Here is a 25,279-nt window from a genome sequence, read left to right on the forward strand (position 1 = left end):
GTAAGCAAACCTATGCCGGCATTAATTGACCCCATCTCCTACACCAACCCCACCCATACCTCGGCCTGGAGCCGACTTATAGGCCAAGCTGCCCGTGCACAACAGCTAAGCATAGCTGATTATTTCAATCACGATAATAAGCACTACCAACACTTTAACTTTAGCGCCCCCCAGATACAGGCCAACCTGTCTCGGCATTTTATTAATGAGGCGATATTAGACGACTTACTGGCACTGGCAGAAGACTGCGAGCTACCCGCAGCCATCAATAGCCTAGAGCAAGGCTTAGCCGTTAATTTCACCGAACACCGCCCGGCGCTGCACAACCAGCTGCGTAGCTCAGCCAGCCAAACAACCGAACAACGCCTAGCCGCGGACTGCCGCGCTAAAATGCAGCGCATTTGCGAACAACTGCACTCACAACAGTGGACGGGCTATAACGGCCAAGCTATCACCGATATCGTCAGCATAGGGATAGGCGGCTCTGACCTAGGGCCGCGCATGGCTGCCGAGGCGCTAACCCCCTATCACAACAGCACACTCAAGGTGCACTTTGTCACCAATATAGACCCCTGCGACCTTGAACATACCCTAGCCACGCTCAACCCCGCCACCACGCTTTTTATTGTGATTTCTAAATCGTGGAGCACCCTGGAAACTTTAACCAATGCCCAGGCCGCCAAACACTGGCTAGTTGAGCAATCGCAGCAACCCGATATTAGTAAACATTTTATTGCTATTTCGGCCCGCACCGACCAATGCGAAGAATTCGGCATCGATGCCGCCAACATTCTGCCCATGTGGGACTGGGTAGGTGGGCGCTTTTCTCTGTGGTCTGCGGCGGGCCTACCGATAGCGCTCGCCACTAGCTTTAGCACCTTTGAAGCTCTATTGGCCGGCGCCCAGGAGATGGACCAGCACTTTTTTAACAGCCCGCTGCGCAACAACCTGCCCGTTATTTTAGCGCTGTTAGAAATATGGTACGTCAACTTTTGGGGCTGCAGTAATGTTGCCGTATTACCCTACGACCACACGCTAAGGCTACTACCTAACCATTTGCAGCAACTTACCATGGAGAGCAATGGCAAAAGCGTCGATAGGCAGGGCCACCCGCTTAACTATGCCAGCGCACCGGTACTTTGGGGCAGCGCCGGCACTATCGGCCAGCACTCCTTTCACCAACTGTTACACCAGGGCACCCAGCTGATCCCAGTAGACTTTATTGTGCCGTTAAACAGCCACAGCGCCAACCAAACACAACACCAACACATGGTGGCTAATTGCCTAGCTCAGGCCCAAACCTTAATGGACGGGCAGGGCAGCGAAGTCATTATCAAGCAGCTCATTGCCGCTGGTTACAGCCCTGACGACGCCCACTTACTGGCCCAGCATAAAGTTATGCCCGCCAACCGCCCCTCCAGTATTATCAGCGTAGAGCAACTTACCCCACAGGCACTGGGGGCACTAGTCGCGCTATACGAACATAAAACTTACGCCGCCAGTATTATTTGGAACATCAATGCCTTTGACCAATGGGGTGTTGAGCTAGGCAAAACCGCCTCTGCCACGATTTACACTGCCCTGCAAAGCGACGGTGCCGGGCTACACAACCCCGCCACACTAGCTGCAATCAGCGAATTAAAAACAAAGACTATTTAAAGGACTTTTTATGGACTTTCCAGCACAACCTCGTATTGCAGTTATTGGTTTAGGCTATGTAGGCCTGCCCTTAGCGATTGAATTTGGCAAGATATTACCCTGTACTGGTTTTGATATTAATAACAAACGCATTAATGATTTAAAAGCTGGCCACGACAACACGCTAGAAAGCACTAAAGAAGAATTAATGGCAGCCCAGCACCTACAATTAAGCAATAATGTTGAGGACTTAAAAGGCTGTGACATTTATATAGTCACCGTACCCACCCCCATAGATGACAGCAAACAGCCCGACCTAACCCCACTGAAAAAAGCCTCAGAGCTATTAGGCTCGGTGATTTCAAAAAACAATATCGTTATTTATGAATCCACGGTATTTCCAGGCTGCACAGAAGAAATCTGCGTACCCATTATTGAAGAATTTTCTGGTTTAACCTTTAACCAAGATTTTTTTGCTGGCTACAGCCCTGAGCGCATCAACCCCGGCGACAAAGAGCGACGCATCACCAATATTATCAAAGTCACTTCGGGCTCCACGCCAGAGACGGCACACTATGTCGATAAGCTGTATCAGCGCATTGTTCATGCAGGTACGCACTTGGCCAGTAGCATCAAAGTAGCTGAAGCGTCAAAAGTTATTGAAAACACCCAGCGCGACGTCAACATTGGCTTGGTGAACGAGCTATCCATTATCTTTAAAGATATGGGCATAGACACCGAAGATGTACTTAAAGCCGCCGGCACTAAATGGAATTTTTTACCTTTTAGGCCTGGGCTAGTAGGCGGCCACTGCATAGGCGTAGACCCATACTATTTAGTACACAAAGCTGAAAAAAATGGCTATCACCCGGCGATAATTTCAGCGAGCAGACGCTTGAATGACAGCATGGGCAAACGCGTTGCCAATGAAGTGATGCGCCTGATGACACAAAAACGCATACATATAGTCGACGCTAACATTCTTATTCTAGGGCTCGCCTTTAAAGAAAACTGCCCCGACCTACGCAACACCCGCGTCACCGATATTTACCACGAGCTATCACTCTGTAACGCAAAAGTTGACGTGTATGACCCGTGGGTTAGCAACAGCGACTCTATGGAACACTACAACATCAGTTTGTCGCAAGAATTAAAAGACAATCACTATGACGCTATTATTTTAGCCGTCGCACATAACGAGTTTAAAGAATGGCCCGCAGAGAAAACGAAAGCACTCTGCAAAGATAACTGCGTGATTTATGATTTGAAATACGCGCTACCTACAGAGATTGTTGACGGGCGGCTATAGCGGATTACTTATGATTATTTTGGTTACCGGTAGCGCTGGTTTTATAGGCTGCGAAACCACCATCCAATTATTAAACAGGGGCGACACCGTAATAGGCATTGATAATGTTAATGACTATTACGATACCCAGTTAAAGCGTGACCGTTTAAAACGCCTAGAAGATTACCCAGACTATCATCACTATGAGTTTTGCCTTTCCGACTACTCTAAGCTTGATGCCGTTTTTAAACGCCATGCACCGCAGCGAGCCATACACTTGGCGGCACAAGCTGGGGTGCGTCACTCAATTACTAATCCACAAGCTTATGTGGTATCTAACCTCAGCGGTTTTCTCAATATTTTAGAGTGCTGCCGCCACCATCAAACGGAACATTTAGTCTACGCATCTAGCAGCTCGGTATACGGCGCTAATACAGCACAGCCCTTTTCCACCCACCACAGCGCTAACCACCCGGTGAGTCTTTATGCAGCCACCAAAAAATCTAACGAGCTCATGGCGCATAGCTACAGCCATTTATACAATATACCCACCACCGGCCTACGCTTTTTTACTGTTTACGGGCCATGGGGTAGGCCCGATATGGCACCCATGATTTTTGCCCGCAAAATTTCTGCCGGCGAACCTATCGATGTTTTTAACTACGGCAATCATAGACGCGACTTCACCTACATAGACGACATCGTCGAAGGGGTCATACGTAGCTGCGATAAAATTGCCCAGCCTAACCCTCTGTGGAATAGCGACGCCCCCGACCCCTCCAGCTCTACTGCGCCTTACCGCATATACAACATAGGCTGTAATAAGCCGGTGGAATTAATGCGCTTTATAGAGCTAATAGAACAAGAGTTAGGAATAAAAGCGCAGAAGAACTTATTGCCCATGCAGCAAGGCGATGTGCCTGACACCTACGCCGACGTATCTGAATTGATTGATGAGGTGGGTTATCAGCCCAGCACCGATATAAAAACAGGTGTCGCCAACTTTATTGCGTGGTATAAAAACTACTACCCATAGCCGCAGCCCAACATGGTTGAGTGGCCTAAGGAAAAGCATGAACGTTGTAATGATCGGCGCCGGCTATGTCGGCCTAGTTTCGGGCTCTTGTTTTGCAGAGTTTGGCGCAAACGTCATCTGTGTAGATTTAGACCAAGCCAAAATTGATCGCCTCAATGATGGCCGCATTCCGATTTATGAACCGGGACTAGAAGACCTAGTCAGCAGAAACGCGCAATCGGGCCGCCTCTCTTTTACCGTTGACTTAGCCAGCTCGGTAAAACAAGCTGACTTAATTTTTATTGCCGTTGGCACCCCTAGCCGTCGCGGTGACGGCCATGCAGATTTAGCTTATGTGTATGCTGCAGCCAAAGATATTGCCGCCAACCTCTCTGGCTATACCGTTATCGTTAATAAATCTACTGTTCCTGTTGGTACCGCTAGACAGGTTGAACGCATTATTAAAGAAACTAACCCCGACGCTGACTTCGATGTCGCCTCAAACCCTGAATTTTTACGTGAAGGCGCCGCGATTAGTGACTTTATGCGCCCCGACCGCGTGGTACTAGGGGTAGAAAGTGAGCGCGCCGAAAAGCTGCTGCGCGAACTCTACCGCCCGCTTAACCTTATTGAAGCCCCCATACAGGTCACCAATTTAGAAAGCGCCGAACTTATCAAATACGCAGCCAATGCTTTTCTCGCTACCAAAATTAGCTTTATCAATGAAATGTCACAATTATGCGAAGCTGTTGGTGCCGACGTTCAAGCTATAGCAAAAGGCATGGGCCTAGACGTCCGTATTGGTAAGAAGTTTCTTCACGCGGGGCCAGGCTACGGCGGTTCATGTTTTCCAAAAGATACCCTAGCACTGGTAAGAATTGCGCAAGAACACGGCGTATCAAGCCGCATTGTCGAAGCGGTAGTTGAAGTTAATGCCGCACAAAAAGCCAAGATGGTTAAAAAGATACGCCACGCCCTAGGCGGCAGCGAAGCAGGCAAAACCATCGCGGTGTTAGGCTTAACGTTCAAGCCAGAAACCGATGACATGCGGGACGCCCCCGCTCTTTCGATTCTGCCCCCGCTCTGTGACAAAGGCGCCCACATTCGCGCCCATGACCCTCAGGGAATGGAAGAAGCGAAAAGCCTACTGCCAGATTCCGTTGTGTATACCCAAACGGCTTATGAGGCAGTCACTGATGCGGATATTGTGGTGCTAATGACAGAATGGAATGAGTACAGGGGCTTGCCCATGGCTAAAATTAAAGCCTTAATGCGCGGCAATATTTTTGTCGATTTACGTAATGTGTACGAGCCTGAAAAAATGCGCGAGGCCGGTTTTGTTTATTACGGCGTAGGCCGATAGCAGCCCCAAGTTAAATAATCGCAAACCATAAAAAACCCGGCATTAGTGATTAATGCCGGGTTTTTTATGGTTGCCGTTATTTACTGTTTAACTTACTCAATGAAAGATAAAAGCTCGTCTGTTTTATGCTGCATCAACGCAACATCACCGCGCGACTCCACATTCAAACGTATTACCGGCTCGGTGTTAGACATGCGCAAGCTAAAACGCCAATCGGCAAAACTAACACTTAAGCCATCGGTGCGGTCAACATCTAGCGCATCGGCGCAGTAGGCGGCTTCGACGTTTTTCAACACGGCGGCGGCATCTTTAACTTCACGATTAATTTCACCGCTGCAAGGGTAGGCCGCTACGCGCTCTGCCACTAGTTGCGACAAGGTTAGGCCTTTTCGCTGAATTAATTGTGCAACTAACAGCCAAGGGATCATGCCGCTATCACAGTAGGCAAAATCACGAAAATAGTGATGGGCACTCATCTCGCCGCCGTAGACGGCATTTTCTTTGCGCATACGTTCTTTAATAAAGGCGTGGCCGGTTTTACTTTGCACGGCTGTGCCGCCAGCGGCTTCGACTAAGGCGATGGTATTCCAGGTTAGGCGCGGGTCGTGGACGATTTTTGCTGGCCCCGACTTAGCTAAAAAGGCTTCGGCCAATAAGCCCACCACATAGTAACCTTCTAAAAACTCGCCGCGTTCGTCAAAGAAAAAACAGCGATCAAAGTCACCATCCCAGGCTATACCCATATCGGCCTTGTGTGCTTTTACCGCATCTATGGTCGGCTGGCGATTTTCAATGAGCAAGGGGTTAGGTACGCCGTTGGGGAAGTTGCCGTCAGCCTGGTGATGCACTTTGATAAATTCAAACGGCAGATGGGATTCGATTCTATCAATCACATCACCGGCGCCGCCGTTACCGGCATTGACCACAATTTTCATGGGCTTTAATTGCGCCACATCGACATAGCTAAGCAAGTGTTCTATATAAGCCTCTGCGGTATCCAGCGTATGCCGCTGGCCTTTTTGCGCAGCGTCGGTAAAGTTGCCCTGCTCGGCTAAGCGCTGTATATCAAATAGGCCAGTATCGCCACTAATAGGCCTAGAGCCTTCGCGTACAAACTTCATGCCGTTATAGTCTTTGGGGTTGTGGCTGGCGGTAACCACTATGCCGCCATCCATCTTGTGGCCATCCACCTCGCCCGCAAACGCAGCAAAATAAATTTCTTCGGTGCCGCACTGGCCTATGTCATAAACATCCACCCCCGAGTCCATCAAACCCTGCGCTAAGGCATTTGTTAATTCTTGGCTGGTTAAGCGTATATCGTAACCCACCGCCACACGCTTAGGCTTAATGACCTCAGCATAGGCACGACCTATACGATAGGCTATTTCAGGATTAAGTTGGTCGGGAATACGGCCACGAACATCGTAGGCTTTAAAACAAGTAAGAGGCTGAGACATTGGAAAACCTTTGCCCTGCGGGCAGCTTTAAGTGGTAAGCGGCAAGCTTTAAGAAAGCGATTGACTTCGAAAAACCTGCACTAATAATTTTGTAACTTGTAACTTGTAACTTGTAACTTGTAACTTGTAACTTGTAGCTTTTACTTTTGTTGTTTCTTATAGATATTTTCATACACAAAATTGGTGGCTTCTATAAAGCCATCAACGCTACCGCAGTCAAAACGCTGGCCTTCAAATTTGTAGGCCATGACGCAGCCGTTTTTGGCTTGCTGTAACAGTGCGTCGGTTAGCTGTATTTCGCCGCCTTTACCGGGGGGGGTATCACGCAGGATGTCGAAGATATCGGGGGTTAGGATATAGCGACCAATAATGGCTAGGTTAGAGGGTGCCTCTTCGGGGCTGGGCTTTTCTATCATGTCATCGACACGGTAGAGGCCATCCTTTAACAACTCACCGGCAATCACCCCGTATTTTTCGGTTTGATCGGCGGGTACTTCCTGTATGGCCACTATGCTGCAGCGAAACTGTTTATACAGCTTAACCATTTGCGTCATCACGCTATCGCCGCCGTTGTTTAAGCACAGGTCATCGGACAGCACCACACCAAAGGGCTCGTTACCAATGAGGGTTTCGCCGGTTAAAATGGCATGGCCCAAGCCTTTCATCTCGCGCTGGCGGGTCATAGTAAAGCGGGCCTTGTCCAACACCTCGCGTATGCCGGTTAAATAGGACTCTTTAGCGCTACCGGCAATTTGGTGCTCTAGCTCATAGCTAATATCAAAATGGTCAGTAATTGCTCGCTTGCCACGGCCGGTAACAAAGGCCATTTGGTCCATGCCCGCGGCTATCGCCTCTTCTACCCCGTATTGCACTAGGGGCTTGTTAACAATCGGCAACATTTCTTTAGGCATAGACTTGGTAGCGGGTAAAAAGCGCGTGCCGTAGCCTGCAACAGGAAATAAGCATTTTTTTATCATATTTGGCACCGGTTTTTATTGAGCCCCATAACGGGAAATTCCATTAATTGGCGGCGAGCATAGCCTATTTGGCGCTGCTTTCTCAAGGCCAAGGCGACATATTACCAGCATTTCGCAGCCACCCTCTGGACATCAACAGCCTATAGATTACAATTGCACCCCTCATTAACCCTGCATCATAAAATAATGGGGTTACAGCCTTATCAATCGGATAGCTATATGTCAGCACCTCAGCAAAACTCATACACCAAGGAAGAGCTAATCGCCTGCGGTAACGGCGACCTGTTTGGCCCCGGCAATGCGCAGCTCCCCAAGGACAACATGCTGATGGTAGACCGTATAGTCAGCATCAGCTCTGAAGGTGGCGAATACGGTAAAGGCCAAGTTATTGCTGAGCTAGATATAACCCCCGACCTATGGTTTTTTGATTGCCACTTTAAAAACGACCCTGTTATGCCTGGCTGCTTAGGCGTTGATGCCATGTGGCAGCTAGTTGGCTTTTACCTAGGCTGGCGTCAAAACCCTGGCCGCGGCCGCGCCTTAGGTTCAGGTGAAATTAAATTCACTGGCCAAGTACTGCCCACCGCCAAAAAAGTCACCTACACTCTTAATTTAAAGCGCGTGATAGAGCGCAAGCTGATTATGGGCATAGCCGATGGCACGGTTGCCTGTGATGGCGAAGTTATCTACACCGCTAACGATTTGCGCGTAGGCTTGTTTAAAGCAGACGACGCAAACTTTTAAGTAGCCATAGACTTTTACCAAGAGAATTTCAACGAGGTACCCCCATGAAACGCGTAGTGATTACTGGCATAGGCATAGTCTCTTGTATAGGCAACGATATCCCCAGCGTTCTTGATTCGCTTAAAGAAGGCAAATCGGGCATACGTTTTCGCCAAGATTATAAAGACATGGGCTTTCGCAGCCATATCGCCGGCACCATAGACATAGACTTTAAAGAGCACATAGATCGCAAACAATTGCGTTTTATGGGCGATGCGGCAGCTTATGCCTACATTGCTATGCAGCAAGCCGTTACCGACTCAGGCTTGGCGGACGACCAGGTATCCAACCCTCGTACCGGCCTTATTGCCGGCTCTGGCGGCGCATCCTCAGCTAACTTAATTGAAGCTGCCGATATACTACGTGAGCGCGGCCTTAAGCGTGTAGGCCCTTACCGCGTTACCCAAACCATGGGCAGCACGGTATCAGCCTGTTTGGCCACCCCGTTTAAAATCAAGGGCATTAACTACTCCATCTCATCAGCCTGCGCCACCAGCGCCCACTGTATAGGTGCGGCGGTTGAGCAAATTCAGCTAGGCAAGCAAGATGTGGTTTTTGCTGGCGGCGGCGAAGAAGAGCACTGGTCACTCAGTGCCTTATTCGATGCCATGGGCGCCTTATCGACCAAATATAACGACAGCCCCGAAACCGCTTCCCGCGCCTACGACGCCAACCGTGACGGCTTTGTTATCTCTGGCGGCGGCGGCATGGTAGTGGTTGAAGAGCTAGAACATGCGCTAGCGCGCGGTGCCAAAATTTACGGTGAAATTACCGGCTATGGCGCCACCTCTGACGGCTACGACATGGTAGCCCCCAGCGGCGAAGGCGCGGTGCGCTGCATGCAGCAAGCCATGGCCACCACTGACGGCAAGATTGACTATATCAACTCCCATGGCACTTCAACGCCTGCCGGTGATATACAAGAGCTGAAAGCGATTAAAGAAGTGTTTGGCGACAACAGCCCCATGATAGCCTCAACCAAATCGTTAGCTGGCCACTCCTTGGGCGCCACCGGGGTACAGGAAGCGATTTATTCATTATTGATGATGGAGCACGATTTTGTCGCCGCCTCTGCCAATATTGAGAACCTAGACCCAGAAGCCGGCAACCTCAACATCGTGCAAACTCGCCAAGACAACGTCAAGCTCAATCAAATGATGTCTAACAGCTTTGGCTTTGGCGGTACTAACGCGACACTGATCTTCAAGCGCTATGAGAGTTGAAGAGTCGCTAGTTAGTAGTCGATAGTAAAAACGAAAAAGCCGTTATTCTTTTGATAAAGAATAACGGCTTTTTTTGTGCCTTTGCTTTTTCTAGCGACTAGGAACTAGAGACTGATAACTAGTGACTAGAGACTGGTAACTAGTGACTCTCGCTGGCAGCCTGCTGCCGGCGAGCCTTTAACACCCCGACAAAATTACAGGGCTTATGGCGACTATCCAGCTGCTCGGCAATAATGCCATGCCAAGCGGTTTTGCAGGCACCGGTGGAGCCGGGCATGCAGAATATCACTGTTTCATTGGCTAGGCCTGCCAGCGCCCGGGACTGCACGGTAGAGGTGCCTATCTCCTGATAGGATATTTGCCTAAATAGCTCGCCAAAACCCTCTATGGTTTTATCAAACAAGACCCTCAGCGCCTCAGGGGTAGAGTCGCGACCGGTAAAACCGGTGCCGCCAGTCACTAAAATTACCTGTATGTCAGCATCAGCCACCCACTGCGATACCACCGCACGCATTTGGTAGACATCATCAATCACGATCTTTTTAGCGGCTAGGCTGTGGCCAGCCTCGGCCAAAGCCCCAACCAAATACTGCCCCGAGGTATCATTGGCCTCGCTGCGGGTATCCGACACCGTCAGCACGGCAATATTCAAGGCTTGCTGTTTTAACTCGGGCTTACTCATCGACCACCTCTTTACAATAACGTTTGACTACATTGACCACTGACGAGCGCCAAGGCATTTGCTTAATACCAAAGGCGCTGAGTATTTTCGAACAATTGAGCAGAGGGTATTGCCAGCTATTATCCGGCGCCTCTACCCCCACTAAGTTCACCTGCTCGATATTGATATGCTGGGCCATCACCGCCAGCAGCGACTCAGCAAAGTGATAATAGGTGGTAGGGTCGGAGCTATTGTAGTGATACTCCCCCCAAACATTTACCCCCCATTCGTCCGTGCCACAGCCTAGCTGATCTACCAGCCCGCTCACCACTCTGGCTAAATCATCCATATACACCGGGGCACTGTGGCCATGTAGCGACAGGCTGATATCACCCCCCTGCTTAAACTGCGCCAATAAATGGGTAAGCACATTATCGCCACGCTCGGAAAACAGCGCGCCGGTGCGCAATATAATATAGCGCTGCACATGCTTGCGGGTATAACTCTCCACCCGGCGATAGATCTGCCCCAGCTCGGTATCGGGCTCAGCTAAATCTGACACTTTATAACGACGCGGCTCGGCACTGTTAAACACATGGCTGCTGGATAGTTGTATGTATGGCAACTGTAACTGCTCAACCGCCGTTAGTAAGCTCAGTAGAGGCCCTTGCTGCAAATAGCCTGGCAATTGCGCCGCAGGCAAGCTAACCAACGAACTATTGATAACCTGCGTCACCTGCTGCTCGCTTAAAAAACTGACCAGAGCCTTGCCTTCCGGCAACTCGGCCAAAGGATAACTAATATGTTGGCAACCGCGGTCAGCAAAACGCTGCGCCATCGCTGCCCCTATAAAATCGTGCTCTGCCACTATCAGTATTGTCACTGCCACACCTTAAAACTTATCAAGCTACTCATTTATCCATCACGCCTTTACGTACTGTAGCTTTAGCATAGATACTTTCTAACCCTAGCGACTGCTACGCGAAAAAAAAGGGCCGCTCAGCGACCCTTTTTATACTGTTTTGTTTAGAACGGAATATCGTCATCCCAAGCGCCTGCATCAGGGGCTGCCGCCACCGGTGGCGCCTGTGGTGCACGCTGTTGAGGGCTGGCTTGTTGCGGTTGCTGCTGATAAGGCTGCTGTGGCGCCTGCGCGGTTTGCTGTGGCGCGGCCTGCTGCGGCGCTTGGCTATATTGATCATAGCCCCCCTGACCTTGCCCCGGCCCTTGCTGAGCGCCGCCACGACTGTCCAGCATTTGCATTTCGGCACCGACGATCTCGGTAGAGTATCTGTCTTGGCCAGTTTGCTTATCCTGCCACTTGCGGGTTCTTAACGAGCCCTCTACATACACCTTAGAGCCTTTACGCAAATACTCGGCGGCAATTTCAGCGAGGCGATTAAAGAACACCACTCGGTGCCACTCGGTGCGCTCTTGCTGCTGACCGGTGTTTTTATCTTTCCAGCTTTCTGAGGTCGCAATGCTGATATTGGTGACTGCGCCGCCGGAAGGTAAAGAATTGGTCTCTGGGTCGTTACCCAAATTACCCACTAAAATAACTTTATTTATGCCCCTTGCCATAGTTTTCCCTGCCCTTATGTCTGCTAATGTTCGCTGTGTTTATGATGTAAAAACTATTCTATATACCTAGTTCTAGAGACAATTCTAGAGCTACCGCCAGCCACCCTCGGCCATGCTATTTAACCGCCCTGGGGGCCACTGGCTATAGCGGCTAGCTACAGCATAACTGCGGCTAGTTTGAACTGGCAAGTTTCGCATATTTATCGGCTCTGTAAAAGCACTACCCCCACCTCTAAGCCATATTAACTCGCACTCAGCACCAGTCAAAATAAGTCTACCTAGATGCAACCAATCCCCTTCTAGCTTGGGCTGAGTATTATCACTACTGATCATGATTAACAGCAGCCGACGGTGCCGGCTGAACACCCCCCTTTTTATTTCACCACCCCAAGATACCCCCTCTACAGCTTTATCCCCACTAACCATAGCCTCAGCTCAACGACAAACTGACCCACGCCCCCCAGACCCGTAGCCCCCTACTATGACACTGGCATTTGACGTGTATTTTGGAAAGGGCATGCTACAATCGGGACAAAATAACTATCAAGCCTCGCCCCCTAGATCTAGCGACAAGTTAAAGGTTATAGCGCTAGTGATTACCCCTTACTTAATCCTTGGCTTACATCTATTAATTATCTGAGGCACTCCCCCCCCATATTATGAAAGAAATCCTCATCTATCTTGACCCTAATAGCGCACTAAGCCTGCAAGCTCAGATTAGAGAAAAACTCGTAGAAGCTATTATCTCTGGCGTATTGCCCTGCGATGAAAGGCTGCCCCCTACGCGCAGGCTTGCCGAGATGCTGAAAGTCTCTCGTAACACGGTCATTCTTGCTTATCAGAAACTCACCGATGAAGGGTATTTGGAAAGCCGGCCACGCAGTGGTATTTATGTTAGTAATAAAATAATCTCAGATATAAACTCAGCTGCTTTAACCGATAAGCCTATAAGCCCTAAGCAAATCATTAAGCGGGGCAAAAGTGTTGATTTTAAACAATACGACCGCCCTCTTAATGAATACACTTACCCCTTCATCCATGACTGTATAGACACCGACCTTATCCCAACCAACGACTGGCAAGAAGCCTCACGATTAGCCCACAGCTCTAATGCTGCAAAAAAATGGAGTTCTACCGACTTTGAAGAGGATGACCCCGAATTTATCGATCAACTGCGAACAAAAGCTCTTGCACGTAGAGCCATAACCGCCAGCCCTGAAGAAATTCTTATTACAACTGGAGCGCACAACGCTCACTATTTGATAACACAGCTACTGGTCGACGCCGATAGTAAGATTGCGTTTGAAGATCCAGGCGCCCCCAAGCTACGAAATATGCTGAAAAGCAGCGGAGCGACACTGCACTATCAGCCTATAGATGACAGTGGCATGATAATCGACGACAACATCGATAGCTGCCAGCTTCTTTATTGCACCCCCAGCCACCAAGTCCCTACCGGCGTCTGCATGACCCTTGAACGCAGAAAGGCCGCAATAGCTAAAGCAAACCAACAAAACATAACCATTATCGAAGATGACGTTGATTCCGATAGCAATTACGAGGGGCAAGAATTTCCAGCTTTGCGTAGCCTAGATACGCAAGGGCGCGTTATCTACGTCTCTCAATTATCAACCATACTCGCGCCCGGTTTAAATCTTGGGTTTATCGTCGCATCACCGCCAATTATTACGCAACTCAAAGCGCTTCGAAAAAAAATCATGCCGCCGCCCTCTCTTTTGCAGCAACGCACAGCTTGCACATTTTTTAAATTAGGGCACTACAATGCATCGCTAGCCAATATCAAGCATGTACTCTATCAACGATGGAAAGCACTATGGAAAGCGTTAAACTATCATTTTCCTTTTTTAATTATTACCGCCCCAAGCCAAGGCGGAGCCTGCTGGGTGACAATAAAAAAAGATATCGATATTGATGTAGCCGCATTGGTAGCAAGAGCGAAACTAGCCGGCGTGCTTATCGAACCCGGCAATATTTACTATAGCGATTCATCAACCCAAGAAAAAACCCTGAGAATAGGAACCGCTGGTGTTCCTATTGATAGAATACGCCCAGGAATTAATAAATTAGGTAATTTATTACGTGAGATGACCTCTAATTATCAGGGCGCATTAACGTGCAACGCTACGTCGTGGATATCAGGGGATAAGCTCAGCACGCTAATGCCAGGCGCAATGCTTAAAATGAAAACAGTTTTTGGTAATAGTTGCCACATTCAATTGCACTCGGACGGCACCATGTCAGGCGTTGCAGAGTTAGATAAGCTAGAAACCGATAAAGGAAAGTGGTGGATTGAAGGCGACCTCTGGTATCGGCAATGGAGCACTTGGTCTTATGGTGAAGCTTTAGGCCTCAAAATAGCGATTACCGGAAAAAACATCCAATGGTACAGCCAAGACAATATGCTAGAAGATAGGGGAGAAATAATATTAGCAAAACAATAGGCCACTATCTGGAAATAGCTTTTTTATAAGGCATAGGAGTGTTAAAAAATAGGGCCAACTCACTTGGCGTCTACCCGCTACTTCATATAAAGAGCTTCTATTTCTCCACTGGAGATCAACTTTGGCATGTTAGTGTTAAATATCTCAATTGATCCCCCCTTTTTTTGCGTTAGGAAATTCCATGTAAAGATTGGATTTAGCGAGAATTTTTATTGCGAAAGCACTTTTTCTGACTAAGTGTTTTTTCATTAGGTTTTATATGGGTCCAGCATTCTAGGTACATTTATTACAAGCTAAAGAGATATTGTAGAGCCATAAAAAAGCCCATTGAGATGGGCTTTAAACTTATAGATATTGTGGCAGCCCCATCCTTGGAGCTTTTGATAATAGCTGCACTAAACTAGGGGCATAATGCAGAAATCTTGTCCAACTCAATGGCAGTATTACCCCAGGCAATTTCGTCGTTATCACTAAAGTGATAAAAAACCATATCGTTGGGGAATAAGACTACGCTAATGCCTCCGAAACCAGCCATGTACGGTACCCATTTAGCGCCACTACAACCGTAGTCATGAGTAGCCTGGTCGATATCGTAGTACCAAAAGCCATTGTTGTACTTATCAGCACTACTGCCCGCACTCAACCCGCCAGAACCTAGGTTTAAAGTGGCATTGACCATGGTGCTATCAAGAGTTTGAATGCCATCAATTTTGCCCTCGGCCTTATTAAGAAACTCCCCTAATTTCACTACGTCATCACGCACATAAACTAAACCAAATCCCGTATGCGCTTGTGAAGCTGCATCTTGTGTACGCAAACTTGTGTATGTGGTGGGGCTGAGCCCTAAAGGCTTATATATCTCATCCACGACTACGTCACTGAAAAAATCAGCGCCACTACCGGCTATGCCTTGATAGTAAACATTCATTGCTCGGCCTAGCAAGTAAGTGTCTGAAGTGTGGTATACAAACGTATTCCCTGGCGTGGTTTTATAAGGGTAGGCGCAGGCAAAGCTCGCCTTGTCTGCGTGCGTAGTCTTAAAGAAAAAGTCATCTAGCTTGGTTTGTGACGCCTCATCTGCATGAGAAGTAGAAGAGGTGTAGTTACCCGTAGCCATATCCATAGCATTTTCGAAGGTAGTGCTGGCCCACTGAGAGCCGTAACACTCGCTAACATAATCATCTATGCCTAAGGTGCGCTGTGTGCCTGCATACTTTTGCTCTAAACGCATTAAACCGTAAGCGCCATTCACTGATTTAGCAGTGGAGTAAGACGGTACATTCATTACTTCACAGAAGGGGTAGTCGCCATAGCGGGTGCTGCAACCACCGGAGTAGTGAACGCCATTATAAGCTACGCCATAGATGGTCATATCAGCCGCAGTTATATCGCTGCCAATATTACTCGTCACTACACCATTACCAGGGTAGTCCGTTGCCAATGCCGAAATGGGTTTAACGGGCATACGACGCGCCACTTCATCCTCGTAATTGGACTTGATAGTGCTCGCTCCAGTAACGCTGTAATCCGAGTAGCTGGCACTCAGCTTACCCCAAAAGTTAACTTTCATATAAAGACAAGTTTCTGAGGCTATTTGATAAGACACATTCGACACGGAGCCGTCATCTTTAAATAAGAAAGTCATTACCCCGTTCCAAATACAGTCATTATTTCGTTCTTGCAAAGAAAATGGAAAGGACACACGTGAATAGCCGTTATCACTATCTTCATTCCATACTCTACCGGGCTCAAGAATGTAGGCCCAGGAAGTATGCTCGTCCTCGTATAGACCACGAGTAACGGGAATAAAGTGGGTGCCGTGCTGCACAAACTCAAACTCAAACTCAGGCAAATGCTCAGCATCTGGGTAGTACTGTAAATTATTATCGCCCCCTACCTCGGTAGCGCTGCCGTAGGTGTATTCACCACTGAGCGTGAGCTTGCCTTCAAAAGTATTGCTTGGGTTAGCGGCGTTAGCAGGAACAGCGTAATTGCTGTAATTCATAAGGTTAAGCGTGCCGCTGCCAGTCATAAAGCTGTAGCCAAGATTGCTACGGCTAACGTTGCCATCACCGGTAAAGGGGTCGTAAATGGAACCGCCTCCGCCATTATCGGGCACACCTGTGCCGCTAACATTCACCGTATAGGGGTTCTCGTCACTGTCATTGGAAGCAATGCTCAGCGTGTCACTGAAAACGCTTTCGGTAGTGGGTTCAAATTTAATACCCACGGTGCAATTGTTGCCTGCGGTAACAGTACTGCTGGAACAAGTGTCAGATACCACGCTGAAAGGGCTGGCCAAACCAGTAAGGCTACCTATATTGAGGTTCGAATCACCATTGTTGGTGATGGTTAATGTATTGGTTGCATTGCCGTCCACAACAACCGCGCCAAAAGAGCCTGAGCCGGCCACATCGATCTCTGGCCCGGAACCACCACTGATGGGTGTACCTGTCAGCGTGATGTTATCGCCATAGCAATAGTTGCCGTACCAAGTGTATGCGCGCAATCGCAGCTGCACATTGGGATTGTCGTCCAGCCCGGTGGACACACTGGTGGTGTCGAAAGAACCATCGTCACCGCCATCGGTAATCCAATGTAAAATATTCCAAGAGGTACCGCTGTTGGTAGAATATTCAGCATAACAAAAATCGTAATAGACTAAATACAGTGCTGCTAGATCCATAGACAAGCTGACACTTTCATAACCTTCGGTGGAAACAGCAATAACACCTTGCCGCAAGCCATCAGTACGCATGGAGTAATTACCCGCATAATAATTGGCGGCATCGTAGCCGTCGCCACTTATGCTCCAGTTGCTGTATTCACCGTCTTGAAAATCTTCGCTAAAAATGGTGTCTGCTTGGACGGGTAATAAACAGCCCCAAAGCAATGCCCCCATAGCGGTTAAATATTTTTTATTAATCATGTTTTAAGCCTCGTAGTTGCAAGTATTTATTTTCTTGAGTCCTTATACTTTTTATCCATTACTTGTCATTTGTATCGACCGCAGTGCAGTGCATCTAATTTGATACATAACGCAACACTATAAAGAGGCTAGCTAATTGAAGGGTGATTAGATAGATGCCAGAATCACATAAGGATAGGTCCAGATTGCTGCCAAGGTGCAGCTTTAAGATTGAACTTTATCGACTTCTTGGCTTTTAATCGCCAAGCATCTCACTTACCTGTTTTAAAGTTATCAACAGCTCATGGGTATGGTGTTTGACGTTATAAAAGCTCGTGATACTGACACTTCTTCCTTTTTTCGAAATTATAATTTAATCAGAACAAGTGAGTTATTGAAGTAATACTTAACGGTGTATGACATTGTTATTTTGGTGGCGCTATAGACAATTGCAATAGCTAAGGCCTGATCTTACAGATAATTGTTTTTATCCATAACTTGTAGATAAATACTGAACTATTGCAACATATTATCCGCGCTTTCTCGATCCAAGCCTAAAATAACTTGCCAGTATAAAAATATGACAACCTAAAAACCACACCCCCATAAATACCCAGAGGAAATACGCAACATTTAAACATTATTGCATCTCATCTTTCAGGAAAAACAGAAAGTATGAAACGACCTAAATTATAATTAAAAAACATAACTCAACTACACCTATAACACGTTAACTTTACTCTCACGGCGGTCTAATAACAGCGCAGGATATATAGCCAGTAACAAACAAACAAATAGGGCTACTACCGCTAAAGTAATAAGAATTTTATAGTCATCATCGCCCAACACTAACGCTGCAATCATAGGCCCTGAAGCCAACCCCAACTTTGAGGCCAAGCCCGCTAACGCAGCCATTTGCCCGGCCTTATCAAATTCTGCGACCATGCCCAACAGATAGGCGATAGAAAAGGCCCACGTAATACCGACGACGCAGTTCGCTACAAAATATACCCATTTGTATTCGCTATAGAGTAGACACCCAGTACCCACTAGCGTGACAAAAACTGCAATGACTATAGGGATGGTTCTACCGCACTTTGTTGACGCCAAGAAGACCACCAACAGCGACCCCAAAATACCCATCCAAGCAGCAATACCTAAAGAGGAGCTAATAAAAGCAATGTCTATATTATAATTTTTACCCAGCCCTACAATATAGGCATAGGGCCCCATATTTGACGCCTGAAATAAAAATATAGCTAACAACACTAGCAGCACAGGGCTGCGATATAGTTTAATCTTTTTTATACCCAGCTGAAGCTCAACCGTCGCTTTACGCACAGGGAACGCGGGTAAAAAAGGCAATGTAAGCAAGGCTATTGAGCTAAATACGATCAAGACAAAAAATACTATTTGATGGCCATAATCTGGAATCAACCCCGGTATCAGCATAACACCCAAACCACCACAACCAAATTGCACCAGCAAAAGATAACCAAATGCTTTGCTTGCGTTTTTCGTTCTGGCGGTAATTGACAAGCCTATTCCAACTATTAACCCACCTACCGAACCGTGTACAAAGCGAACAGCAATTAAGGACTCTGCATTCGACACAAACATAGATATTATATCTATCGAGATCAGCAACAATAGCAATATCAAACAGACAAATTTCCACTTTATTCTTTTAACGATAAAAATAGAAATAAAAGCGCCTAATGCAGCACCATAAATATTTGCTGAGCCAATGATACCCGCCGTTTTCTGGGAGAAGCCTAAGCCCTCTACCAAACCAGAAACTAAAACGGGCATGATATTAGCGTAAAACAAGCCTGCCGACGTTAAAAAAGCCAGAGCAATATTTACCGCCGTTCCTGTCTCTGAGAAACAATAACGACCACTCTTAATCTCTACGTTTACACTTTCATTATTATCTTTATCATGCTTATTCATAACAACTACAACTCTAGGAAAATTAACAACATTCCATCCACATCAAAGCCAATAAAGATAGAGGTTCATTTGTAACACGCGACAAGTAGTACCTTAACGTTACCGCTATTGAAACTGTAGGTCATTATCACTAAAAGCTACTTTTTACTAATCGGCAATAAGACTTGAATAACAATCTGTATTTCAAAAAAAGGGCTGCGCTCGCACGCAACCCTTTATGAGAATACAAACATTAGCCCATCATTCTAAAAACTATACGTTAGTGCCACGCCAAGGGTTCTAGGTAGCACGATATAGTCCTTCGAAGAGTTGCCTAAAAAGTTTTGTGAAGGCTCTGTACCCATATAACCCTCACTTAACGTCCCCGTCACTCCCTCTTCATTAGTGAGGTTCTTAGCAAACAGCGTCGCGGTCCAGGAGTCAGCAATCAACTGAGTAGACGCATTCCACAATTGAAAGCCATCAAAGTCAATATCAAACCTAGGGTCACTACCAATAGAGTTACGTGACGCCGACTGATAATAAACATGCAATCGTGACGTCCAGTTGATGCCGCTATCCAACAACTGTGAGTAGTCTGCAGATGCACTCAGGATATTTCTCGCGGTGCCTGGTAGCTGCTCACCTTTTTCGGCAATAGCACCACCGGTAGGGCTAAAAACATCTTCTCTAAGTTCAGAGTCTACATAAGCATAACCAACGGTATAGTGTAGATCATCCGTAAGCATCCCTTCAATCTCAACCTCCACCCCTTGGCTTCTGGCTTTGCCTGCGTTTATTGCCGCATAAAAACCCCATATAGGTGTGGCTGTATTTAACTGCGCGTCATCCCAGTCCATATAAAACAATGAAACGTTATACTTCATCAGCCCTGGTGAGCCTTTAAAACCAACTTCATAGTTAATAACAGAATCTGAATCATATTGCTGCCAAGCAGGATCTTCGGCAAAGCCTCCGGTTAAAGGCACCGCATTGGCGCCGCCTCGTCTATAGCCCTCTGAAACAGTAATATAGGCTAACTGACTAGGACCGAAATCCCATGAAACATTACCTTTTAACAAAACACCATCATCCGATATTTCAAACTCCGGTGTAGCAGGGTTGCTCCAGATAGGGGTGTCCATGGTGGTTTTGTTAACAAATTTATTGTCAAAATAACGCGCCCCTAGCGTCGCCCTAAACTCATCGGAGATATTGAAAGTAAGCTCACCAAAGACAGCCTTATCTTCAAAGTCTGTTTTTCTATCGTAGGCAAAGTCGATCTCCGTTGAAGTGTCGGCGCCAAAAAAGTGCCCATACCAACTAGGGACGGTATTAATATAATCCGACCAACCCGGCATGCTGTTGGTCTGAACAGCACCCATTTCCTGATCCATGTAGTAAAGACCAGCCGTCCAATCCACAAAACCATCGGTATTGGAGACTAAACGAAATTCCTGAATAACCGCCTCATCTGAATAGCTGCGCTCAGATTTAGCGATGGGACGTGGGGTGCCGCCATACAGGGTGGTAAACCAAGCAAATTTGGCATAAAACCCTGTGTTCTCACTAATGCTCTCACCCGTGTGCTCGTAGGCCGACGTACTGGAGACCAGCGTGGCAAAGCCCATATCATATTCCATCTCCAGCATCGTCATATCGACATCTCTGGAGCTAGGCTCTAGTTGAATAGAACCATTTTCATAATCATCATAAGCCTGCTCAACACCGGTCACCCAATGGGTGCCTGTGGTTTGCTGACGACGCCCGCCAATTTCATCGGATTGCTGCTGATACGTTAGCAGCGCTTTAAATTCATCACTGGGTTGAAATAATATAGAGGCCTTGCCATGCCATATTTCAACCGTATCGGCATCTTCTTTTTCGGTATAGATGGGATCGCCATTGGTAATATCCCCACCCGTAGCGATTGGCGCACCCTTCTCATCCAAAGCGTAAACATTGGTGTAATCGGTGATGCCGTCGGCGTCGATCATGCCACCAGAAAGTCTAACGGCTATTTGATCATTAATAGGCATGTTTAATACTAAATCAGAAGACCAGCTAAACCCCTCAGAGCCTTCCGTCTGGCTATAAGAACCGGAGGCCTTACCGTAGAACTCCTCTGTTTCTGGCTGTTTCATAATATAGCGAACCGTACCCGCTAGCGCCCCAGAGCCATAGAGGGTGCCTTGCGGCCCACGTAAAACCTCAACACGCTCAATGTCTTTAAGAATGAAGTTGGCATATAAAGGGCTGTCATTAATATAAGTGGATACAGTAGGCACTGCCGATAGGGGGATATCACCATTGCCACCACCGTCGACATTCATACCGCGAATCATAATACCGTTGATTGCCCCAGAGTTTCGATAGCCTCTGTCCACTACATTGACGCCGGTCATAGAGCGCATCAAATCTGTAGCATCGGTTATTTGTGCGGCCTCAATACTGTCACCACTTACGGCGGTAATATTGTAAGGGATATCCATCACCATTTCGGCGCGTCGAGAAGCGGTAACAATCAATTCTTCCATGCCTGCAGCATAGGTTGGGCTGGCAACACCAGCCATTAGGACATTTACTGATGCCAAGGTTAAAGACATCATCCGGCCATACGGAAATTTATTTTTATAATACTTAGATTTCATTATTATCCCCAAATCATCTAAATGGAATCGGCACAGTGCCGACTAAATTCTCTACGAGTGTTAGATATTACTCGCCAAAATCACAATAAGTAGATCCAAAGTTCAACTCACTTGGGTCCAATCTCATGCACCAACACCAACCTCAACTATCATAGAACCAATATAGAAAAACCAACAAAATCATATAGCTATCAAGATATACAATTTACATTATTATTAAAATTACGCGCCTTGCCAGCGACTAAGTCATCGACACTAGCCTTCAAAAAAGGGCGCCCTAAGACGCCCTCACAGTAAACCGCTAGTATTAATGACCCGAACAGTTCAACTTTCCGGCTTTTTTAACTCGCCTAGCTCATTTAATATATTGCACTTAAAGTCTTTATCGGCATATTGTGGAAACTGAACCACACTGTCCCTAAAACTTTTAAGCGGTTGGGTTAAACCATGCCAACCATTTTTACGCACATGCCGAACATACTCTAGGTCAAGATCCATAACTATGACCTCTCTCGTACTAGTCGCTTGATGTATAACTTCACCACCAGGGCCGGCTACTATAGAGCCTCCCCAACCGATCTTACCTGCGACATTAATGTCCACAAAATAACACTGGTTAGATGCCGCGTTAGTTCTAGCAATTGATAGCTCAATGTCTCTATCCACGGTATTAGTCATTGTTGCGTGCAGTATTACTTCGGCCCCCATACACGCCAATGTTCGCGTTGTTTCGGGAAACCACATATCGTAACAAATACTAACACCAAACCTGCCTACCTCGGGAACATCGAAAACAACAAATTCATCACCCGGCGTCACCCCCGCTTCATAAGGGAAAAACGGGAACATCTTACGATAACGCGCAATAACTTCACCCTCAGGATTTATTACGGGCGTAGTATTATAAATTTTACCGTCCTTACGCTCAAAAATAGACCCAGGTAATATCCATACTCCCAGTTCTTTAGCCAACTCACAAAATGCATCCTCTTCAGGGCCCGGTAATTCAACAGCATTCTCCAGAGCAGGCCCAAAAACACCTAACTCGCCCATCATAATCATCTTTACAAATGGAAATCTAGACTTGGTTTTTCTCATCTCATCCATAACCAAATCCATGTTATTTTTTGCTTCCAGCTCTAGCTGCAAACCCGCAACCATAAACCTAGACATAGACCACCTCATTTTTCACAACAAAAGAAAGACTTAAAAATAACACCGCCAAAAACGGGCAATGCAACCACAGTCGCACACACAATACATAAGCCTACAAATCAAAAGTAGGTCCAGTTAACGATACAGATAGACCCAAAATTTATGTGGACTTGACTTGATAAGCCCTTTTAAAATCAATACTTGATTATGCAAAATAAAAACCATTATTCGAGCAGACAACACGCCCTATAGAAGTCAAGGACAAAAACAATGATTAAAAAAGTACTGCTTGCCGGCCTACTAATCACAACATCAGCCTGCGCCTATAATCACAAGCTTATTAACATGGACGTTATGGAAAATAATAGTGGCCGAATTACCGCAATAACTAACGAGCTAAACAGCTCTAATCAACAAGGTTTTATTTATGGTAGTTTTAGCGGATCTGGAAATACGGATAGAAAAGCACTAAGCCATGACTTTTTATTAAGCTCTGACAGGCTAACATTAATGGATTACAGCCACTACAGCATTCCTAAAGCGGCAGCTAACCCAACTAATAATTTTCAAGGAAGGCTAAGCTTGCACGGCGAAAATAAAAACGGCAAAGCTATAGAGGTCAGCAAGTTTAATAATAAGCAATATTACCGCAACGCCAATCACCTCCCCGAATTCGACTTTGAGTTTATTCAACATGGCACTCACTTAATACCCATACAGCGCGGCTTAATCGCCAGCTCACACGGTAATTCTGAATACATACTCGAACCAGGCCGCGTTTGGAATGAAGCAGGTGACTTAGGCTATTCACGGGCCGCCCTGCCCTTCTCCCTACAAGAAACTAACGCTAACTGCACATGGAACGGCGTTCTGACATTTTTATTTAAAGATGATGGCAGCATCTCAAATGCTGCTTATCAATTCGCAGGGGAAACCTGTTTTTATATGAAACTCAACTTACGGGGCAAACTCGAGGCCTCTTATACGCCGCACCTTATTAAAAAGCGCGCAGAGACTATAGCCAAATACGAGCAGGAAGTTGCCAACAGGATACCCACGCAACCCATCAAAAATCTAATAAATAGTTATCCTCAGGTGCAACTAAAATCCTACAATAGCCAAGCAGGAATAGGCGCCGACGCTGATGAAATATCCATTTATGGTGTGCTTTATAAAGGCATACACTATGTAGGAGACTGTAAAACACGTTTTGGCCTCTATCCGTTTTGCGAAGTTTTGAATGTGCCATCTTACTCTACGGCAAAATCGGTTGCTGGCGGCTATGGCCTTATGCGATTGGAAAAGCTATATCCCGGTAGTAAAAATTTACTTATTTCAGACTATGTCCCTGAGTGCTCTGGCGACAAATGGCAAGGCGTCACCTTTAAAAACGCATTAGACATGTCTACAGGAAATTATATTTCTACCCAGCTAGGGGAAGATGAAGCCCTAAAATACAAGTTAAATAACTTCTTCGAAGCCAGTACCCATAAACAGCTTATCGACTTTGCCTGTGGGCATTTTCCACACAAAAGTAAGCCGGGAGAAGTCTTCAGCTATCACACTTCCGACACCTACGTACTTGGCCGCGCAATGCACAATTTTTATCAACAAAAAACAAACTCCAGCAAGGATTTCTATAACGACATTATTGTTGACGGTATCTGGAAGCCCTTGAATCTAAGCCCAACCACCTATACCTCGAAGCGCAGCTACGATGAAAGCGCACAAATTTTTACCGGCTATGGACTCACCTTTGTGCGTGATGACATCCCCAAGCTCGCCCAGCTATTAGCCAACAAAGGAAGCATTGCGGGTAAGCGCTTATTAGATGCCGAAATGATAACAAACACCCTCCATTTACCACCGACTGCAGGACTGGATATTTTAAACGCTGAAGACAGTGCCTGGCGCTACAACAATGGTTTTTGGTATGAAGACCTTGCCTATACCGACACCTTAGACTGCACTAAGGGCAGCTGGGTGCCTTATATGGCTGGCTATGGCGGCATAACTATTGCCGCCCTGCCCAATGGTATGATTTATTATCATTTCGGCGATGCCAACCACAAACAAACTGGCTGGATTAATGCCGCGATGGAGCTCAATAAGATATCGCCTCTCTGCCAACATTAAGACGCCAAATCGCGCCCCCTCACGCTTATCCATGGCCAAACCGCAAGCT

17 protein-coding genes are annotated in these 25,279 nt (G+C 46.8%); 8 read left to right on the top strand and 9 right to left on the bottom strand.

Annotated elements, in window-relative coordinates; genetic code table 11:
* Positions 1–12 precede the first annotated feature (12 nt).
* Genes pgi through B067_RS0115800 form a run of 4 tightly spaced genes read left to right on the top strand, consistent with a single transcriptional unit; the run spans position 13 to position 5,304 of the window.
* Positions 13–1,659 (top strand): glucose-6-phosphate isomerase, encoded by a 1,647-nt coding sequence (gene pgi / locus B067_RS0115785; protein ID WP_019531063.1) that lies wholly within the window; start codon positions 13–15, stop codon positions 1,657–1,659.
* A gap of 10 nt (positions 1,660–1,669) precedes the next feature.
* Positions 1,670–2,947, top strand: a complete 1,278-nt coding sequence (locus B067_RS0115790) for a nucleotide sugar dehydrogenase (RefSeq protein ID WP_019531064.1) — start codon at positions 1,670–1,672, stop codon at positions 2,945–2,947.
* Positions 2,948–2,957: 10 nt separating this feature from the next.
* Positions 2,958–3,962, top strand: coding sequence for an NAD-dependent epimerase (locus tag B067_RS0115795; RefSeq protein WP_019531065.1), 1,005 nt, complete (start codon positions 2,958–2,960; stop codon positions 3,960–3,962).
* A gap of 37 nt (positions 3,963–3,999) precedes the next feature.
* On the top strand, positions 4,000–5,304 hold the full coding sequence (locus B067_RS0115800; protein WP_026244717.1) for a UDP-glucose dehydrogenase family protein: 1,305 nt from the start codon (positions 4,000–4,002) through the stop codon (positions 5,302–5,304).
* A gap of 92 nt (positions 5,305–5,396) precedes the next feature.
* Here B067_RS0115800 and B067_RS0115805 read toward each other — a convergent pair whose 3' ends face one another.
* Positions 5,397–6,761 carry a phosphohexomutase domain-containing protein gene (locus B067_RS0115805; RefSeq protein WP_019531067.1) on the bottom strand — a complete coding sequence of 455 codons (1,365 nt, stop codon included), beginning with the start codon at positions 6,759–6,761 and terminating at the stop codon, positions 5,397–5,399.
* Positions 6,762–6,901: 140 nt separating this feature from the next.
* Positions 6,902–7,738 carry a UTP--glucose-1-phosphate uridylyltransferase GalU gene (gene galU / locus B067_RS0115810; RefSeq protein WP_019531068.1) on the bottom strand — a complete coding sequence of 279 codons (837 nt, stop codon included), beginning with the start codon at positions 7,736–7,738 and terminating at the stop codon, positions 6,902–6,904.
* Positions 7,739–7,957: 219 nt separating this feature from the next.
* Here galU and fabA point away from each other — a divergent pair, with 219 nt between their 5' ends.
* Both fabA and fabB read left to right on the top strand, forming a co-directional pair.
* Positions 7,958–8,482, top strand: coding sequence for a bifunctional 3-hydroxydecanoyl-ACP dehydratase/trans-2-decenoyl-ACP isomerase (gene fabA, locus B067_RS0115815; protein ID WP_026244718.1), 525 nt, complete (start codon positions 7,958–7,960; stop codon positions 8,480–8,482).
* Between the two features lie 44 nt (positions 8,483–8,526).
* On the top strand, positions 8,527–9,744 hold the full coding sequence (gene fabB / locus B067_RS0115820) for a beta-ketoacyl-ACP synthase I (protein ID WP_019531070.1): 1,218 nt from the start codon (positions 8,527–8,529) through the stop codon (positions 9,742–9,744).
* A 139-nt stretch (positions 9,745–9,883) separates the two neighbouring features.
* Here fabB and moaB read toward each other — a convergent pair whose 3' ends face one another.
* The 3 genes from moaB to ssb all read right to left on the bottom strand — a co-directional run bounded on the left by moaB (position 9,884) and on the right by ssb (position 11,986).
* On the bottom strand, positions 9,884–10,426 hold the full coding sequence (gene moaB / locus B067_RS0115825) for a molybdenum cofactor biosynthesis protein B (RefSeq protein WP_019531071.1): 543 nt from the start codon (positions 10,424–10,426) through the stop codon (positions 9,884–9,886).
* Positions 10,419–11,288, bottom strand: coding sequence for a sugar nucleotide-binding protein (locus B067_RS0115830; protein WP_019531072.1), 870 nt, complete (start codon positions 11,286–11,288; stop codon positions 10,419–10,421). Before B067_RS0115830 ends, moaB begins: the two co-directional genes overlap by 8 nt.
* A gap of 143 nt (positions 11,289–11,431) precedes the next feature.
* Positions 11,432–11,986, bottom strand: coding sequence for a single-stranded DNA-binding protein (gene ssb, locus B067_RS0115835; protein WP_019531073.1), 555 nt, complete (start codon positions 11,984–11,986; stop codon positions 11,432–11,434).
* A 659-nt stretch (positions 11,987–12,645) separates the two neighbouring features.
* Between ssb and pdxR the strand changes: the two genes are divergently transcribed.
* Positions 12,646–14,448, top strand: coding sequence for a MocR-like pyridoxine biosynthesis transcription factor PdxR (gene pdxR, locus B067_RS0115850; RefSeq protein WP_019531076.1), 1,803 nt, complete (start codon positions 12,646–12,648; stop codon positions 14,446–14,448).
* A 400-nt stretch (positions 14,449–14,848) separates the two neighbouring features.
* On the opposite strand, the gene B067_RS0115855 is transcribed toward pdxR, so the two are convergent.
* The 4 genes from B067_RS0115855 to B067_RS0115870 form a co-directional block, all read right to left on the bottom strand.
* Entirely contained in the window at positions 14,849–17,377 is a 2,529-nt protein-coding gene (locus B067_RS0115855) for a choice-of-anchor D domain-containing protein (protein WP_019531077.1), read from the bottom strand.
* Between the two features lie 699 nt (positions 17,378–18,076).
* A complete protein-coding gene (locus B067_RS0115860) occupies positions 18,077–19,309 on the bottom strand; it encodes an MFS transporter (protein WP_019531078.1) in 1,233 nt (410 codons plus the stop codon).
* 245 nt (positions 19,310–19,554) lie between these two features.
* On the bottom strand, positions 19,555–21,939 hold the full coding sequence (locus B067_RS0115865) for a TonB-dependent receptor (protein WP_026244719.1): 2,385 nt from the start codon (positions 21,937–21,939) through the stop codon (positions 19,555–19,557).
* A gap of 324 nt (positions 21,940–22,263) precedes the next feature.
* Positions 22,264–23,112 (bottom strand): carbon-nitrogen hydrolase family protein, encoded by an 849-nt coding sequence (locus B067_RS0115870; protein WP_019531080.1) that lies wholly within the window; start codon positions 23,110–23,112, stop codon positions 22,264–22,266.
* A 252-nt stretch (positions 23,113–23,364) separates the two neighbouring features.
* On the opposite strand from B067_RS0115870, the gene B067_RS20715 reads away from it, so the two are divergent.
* Positions 23,365–25,230, top strand: a complete 1,866-nt coding sequence (locus B067_RS20715; protein WP_019531081.1) for a serine hydrolase domain-containing protein — start codon at positions 23,365–23,367, stop codon at positions 25,228–25,230.
* Positions 25,231–25,279: the final 49 nt, after the last annotated feature.

The organism is Dasania marina DSM 21967 (assembly GCF_000373485.1).
Classification (GTDB): domain Bacteria; phylum Pseudomonadota; class Gammaproteobacteria; order Pseudomonadales; family Dasaniaceae; genus Dasania; species Dasania marina.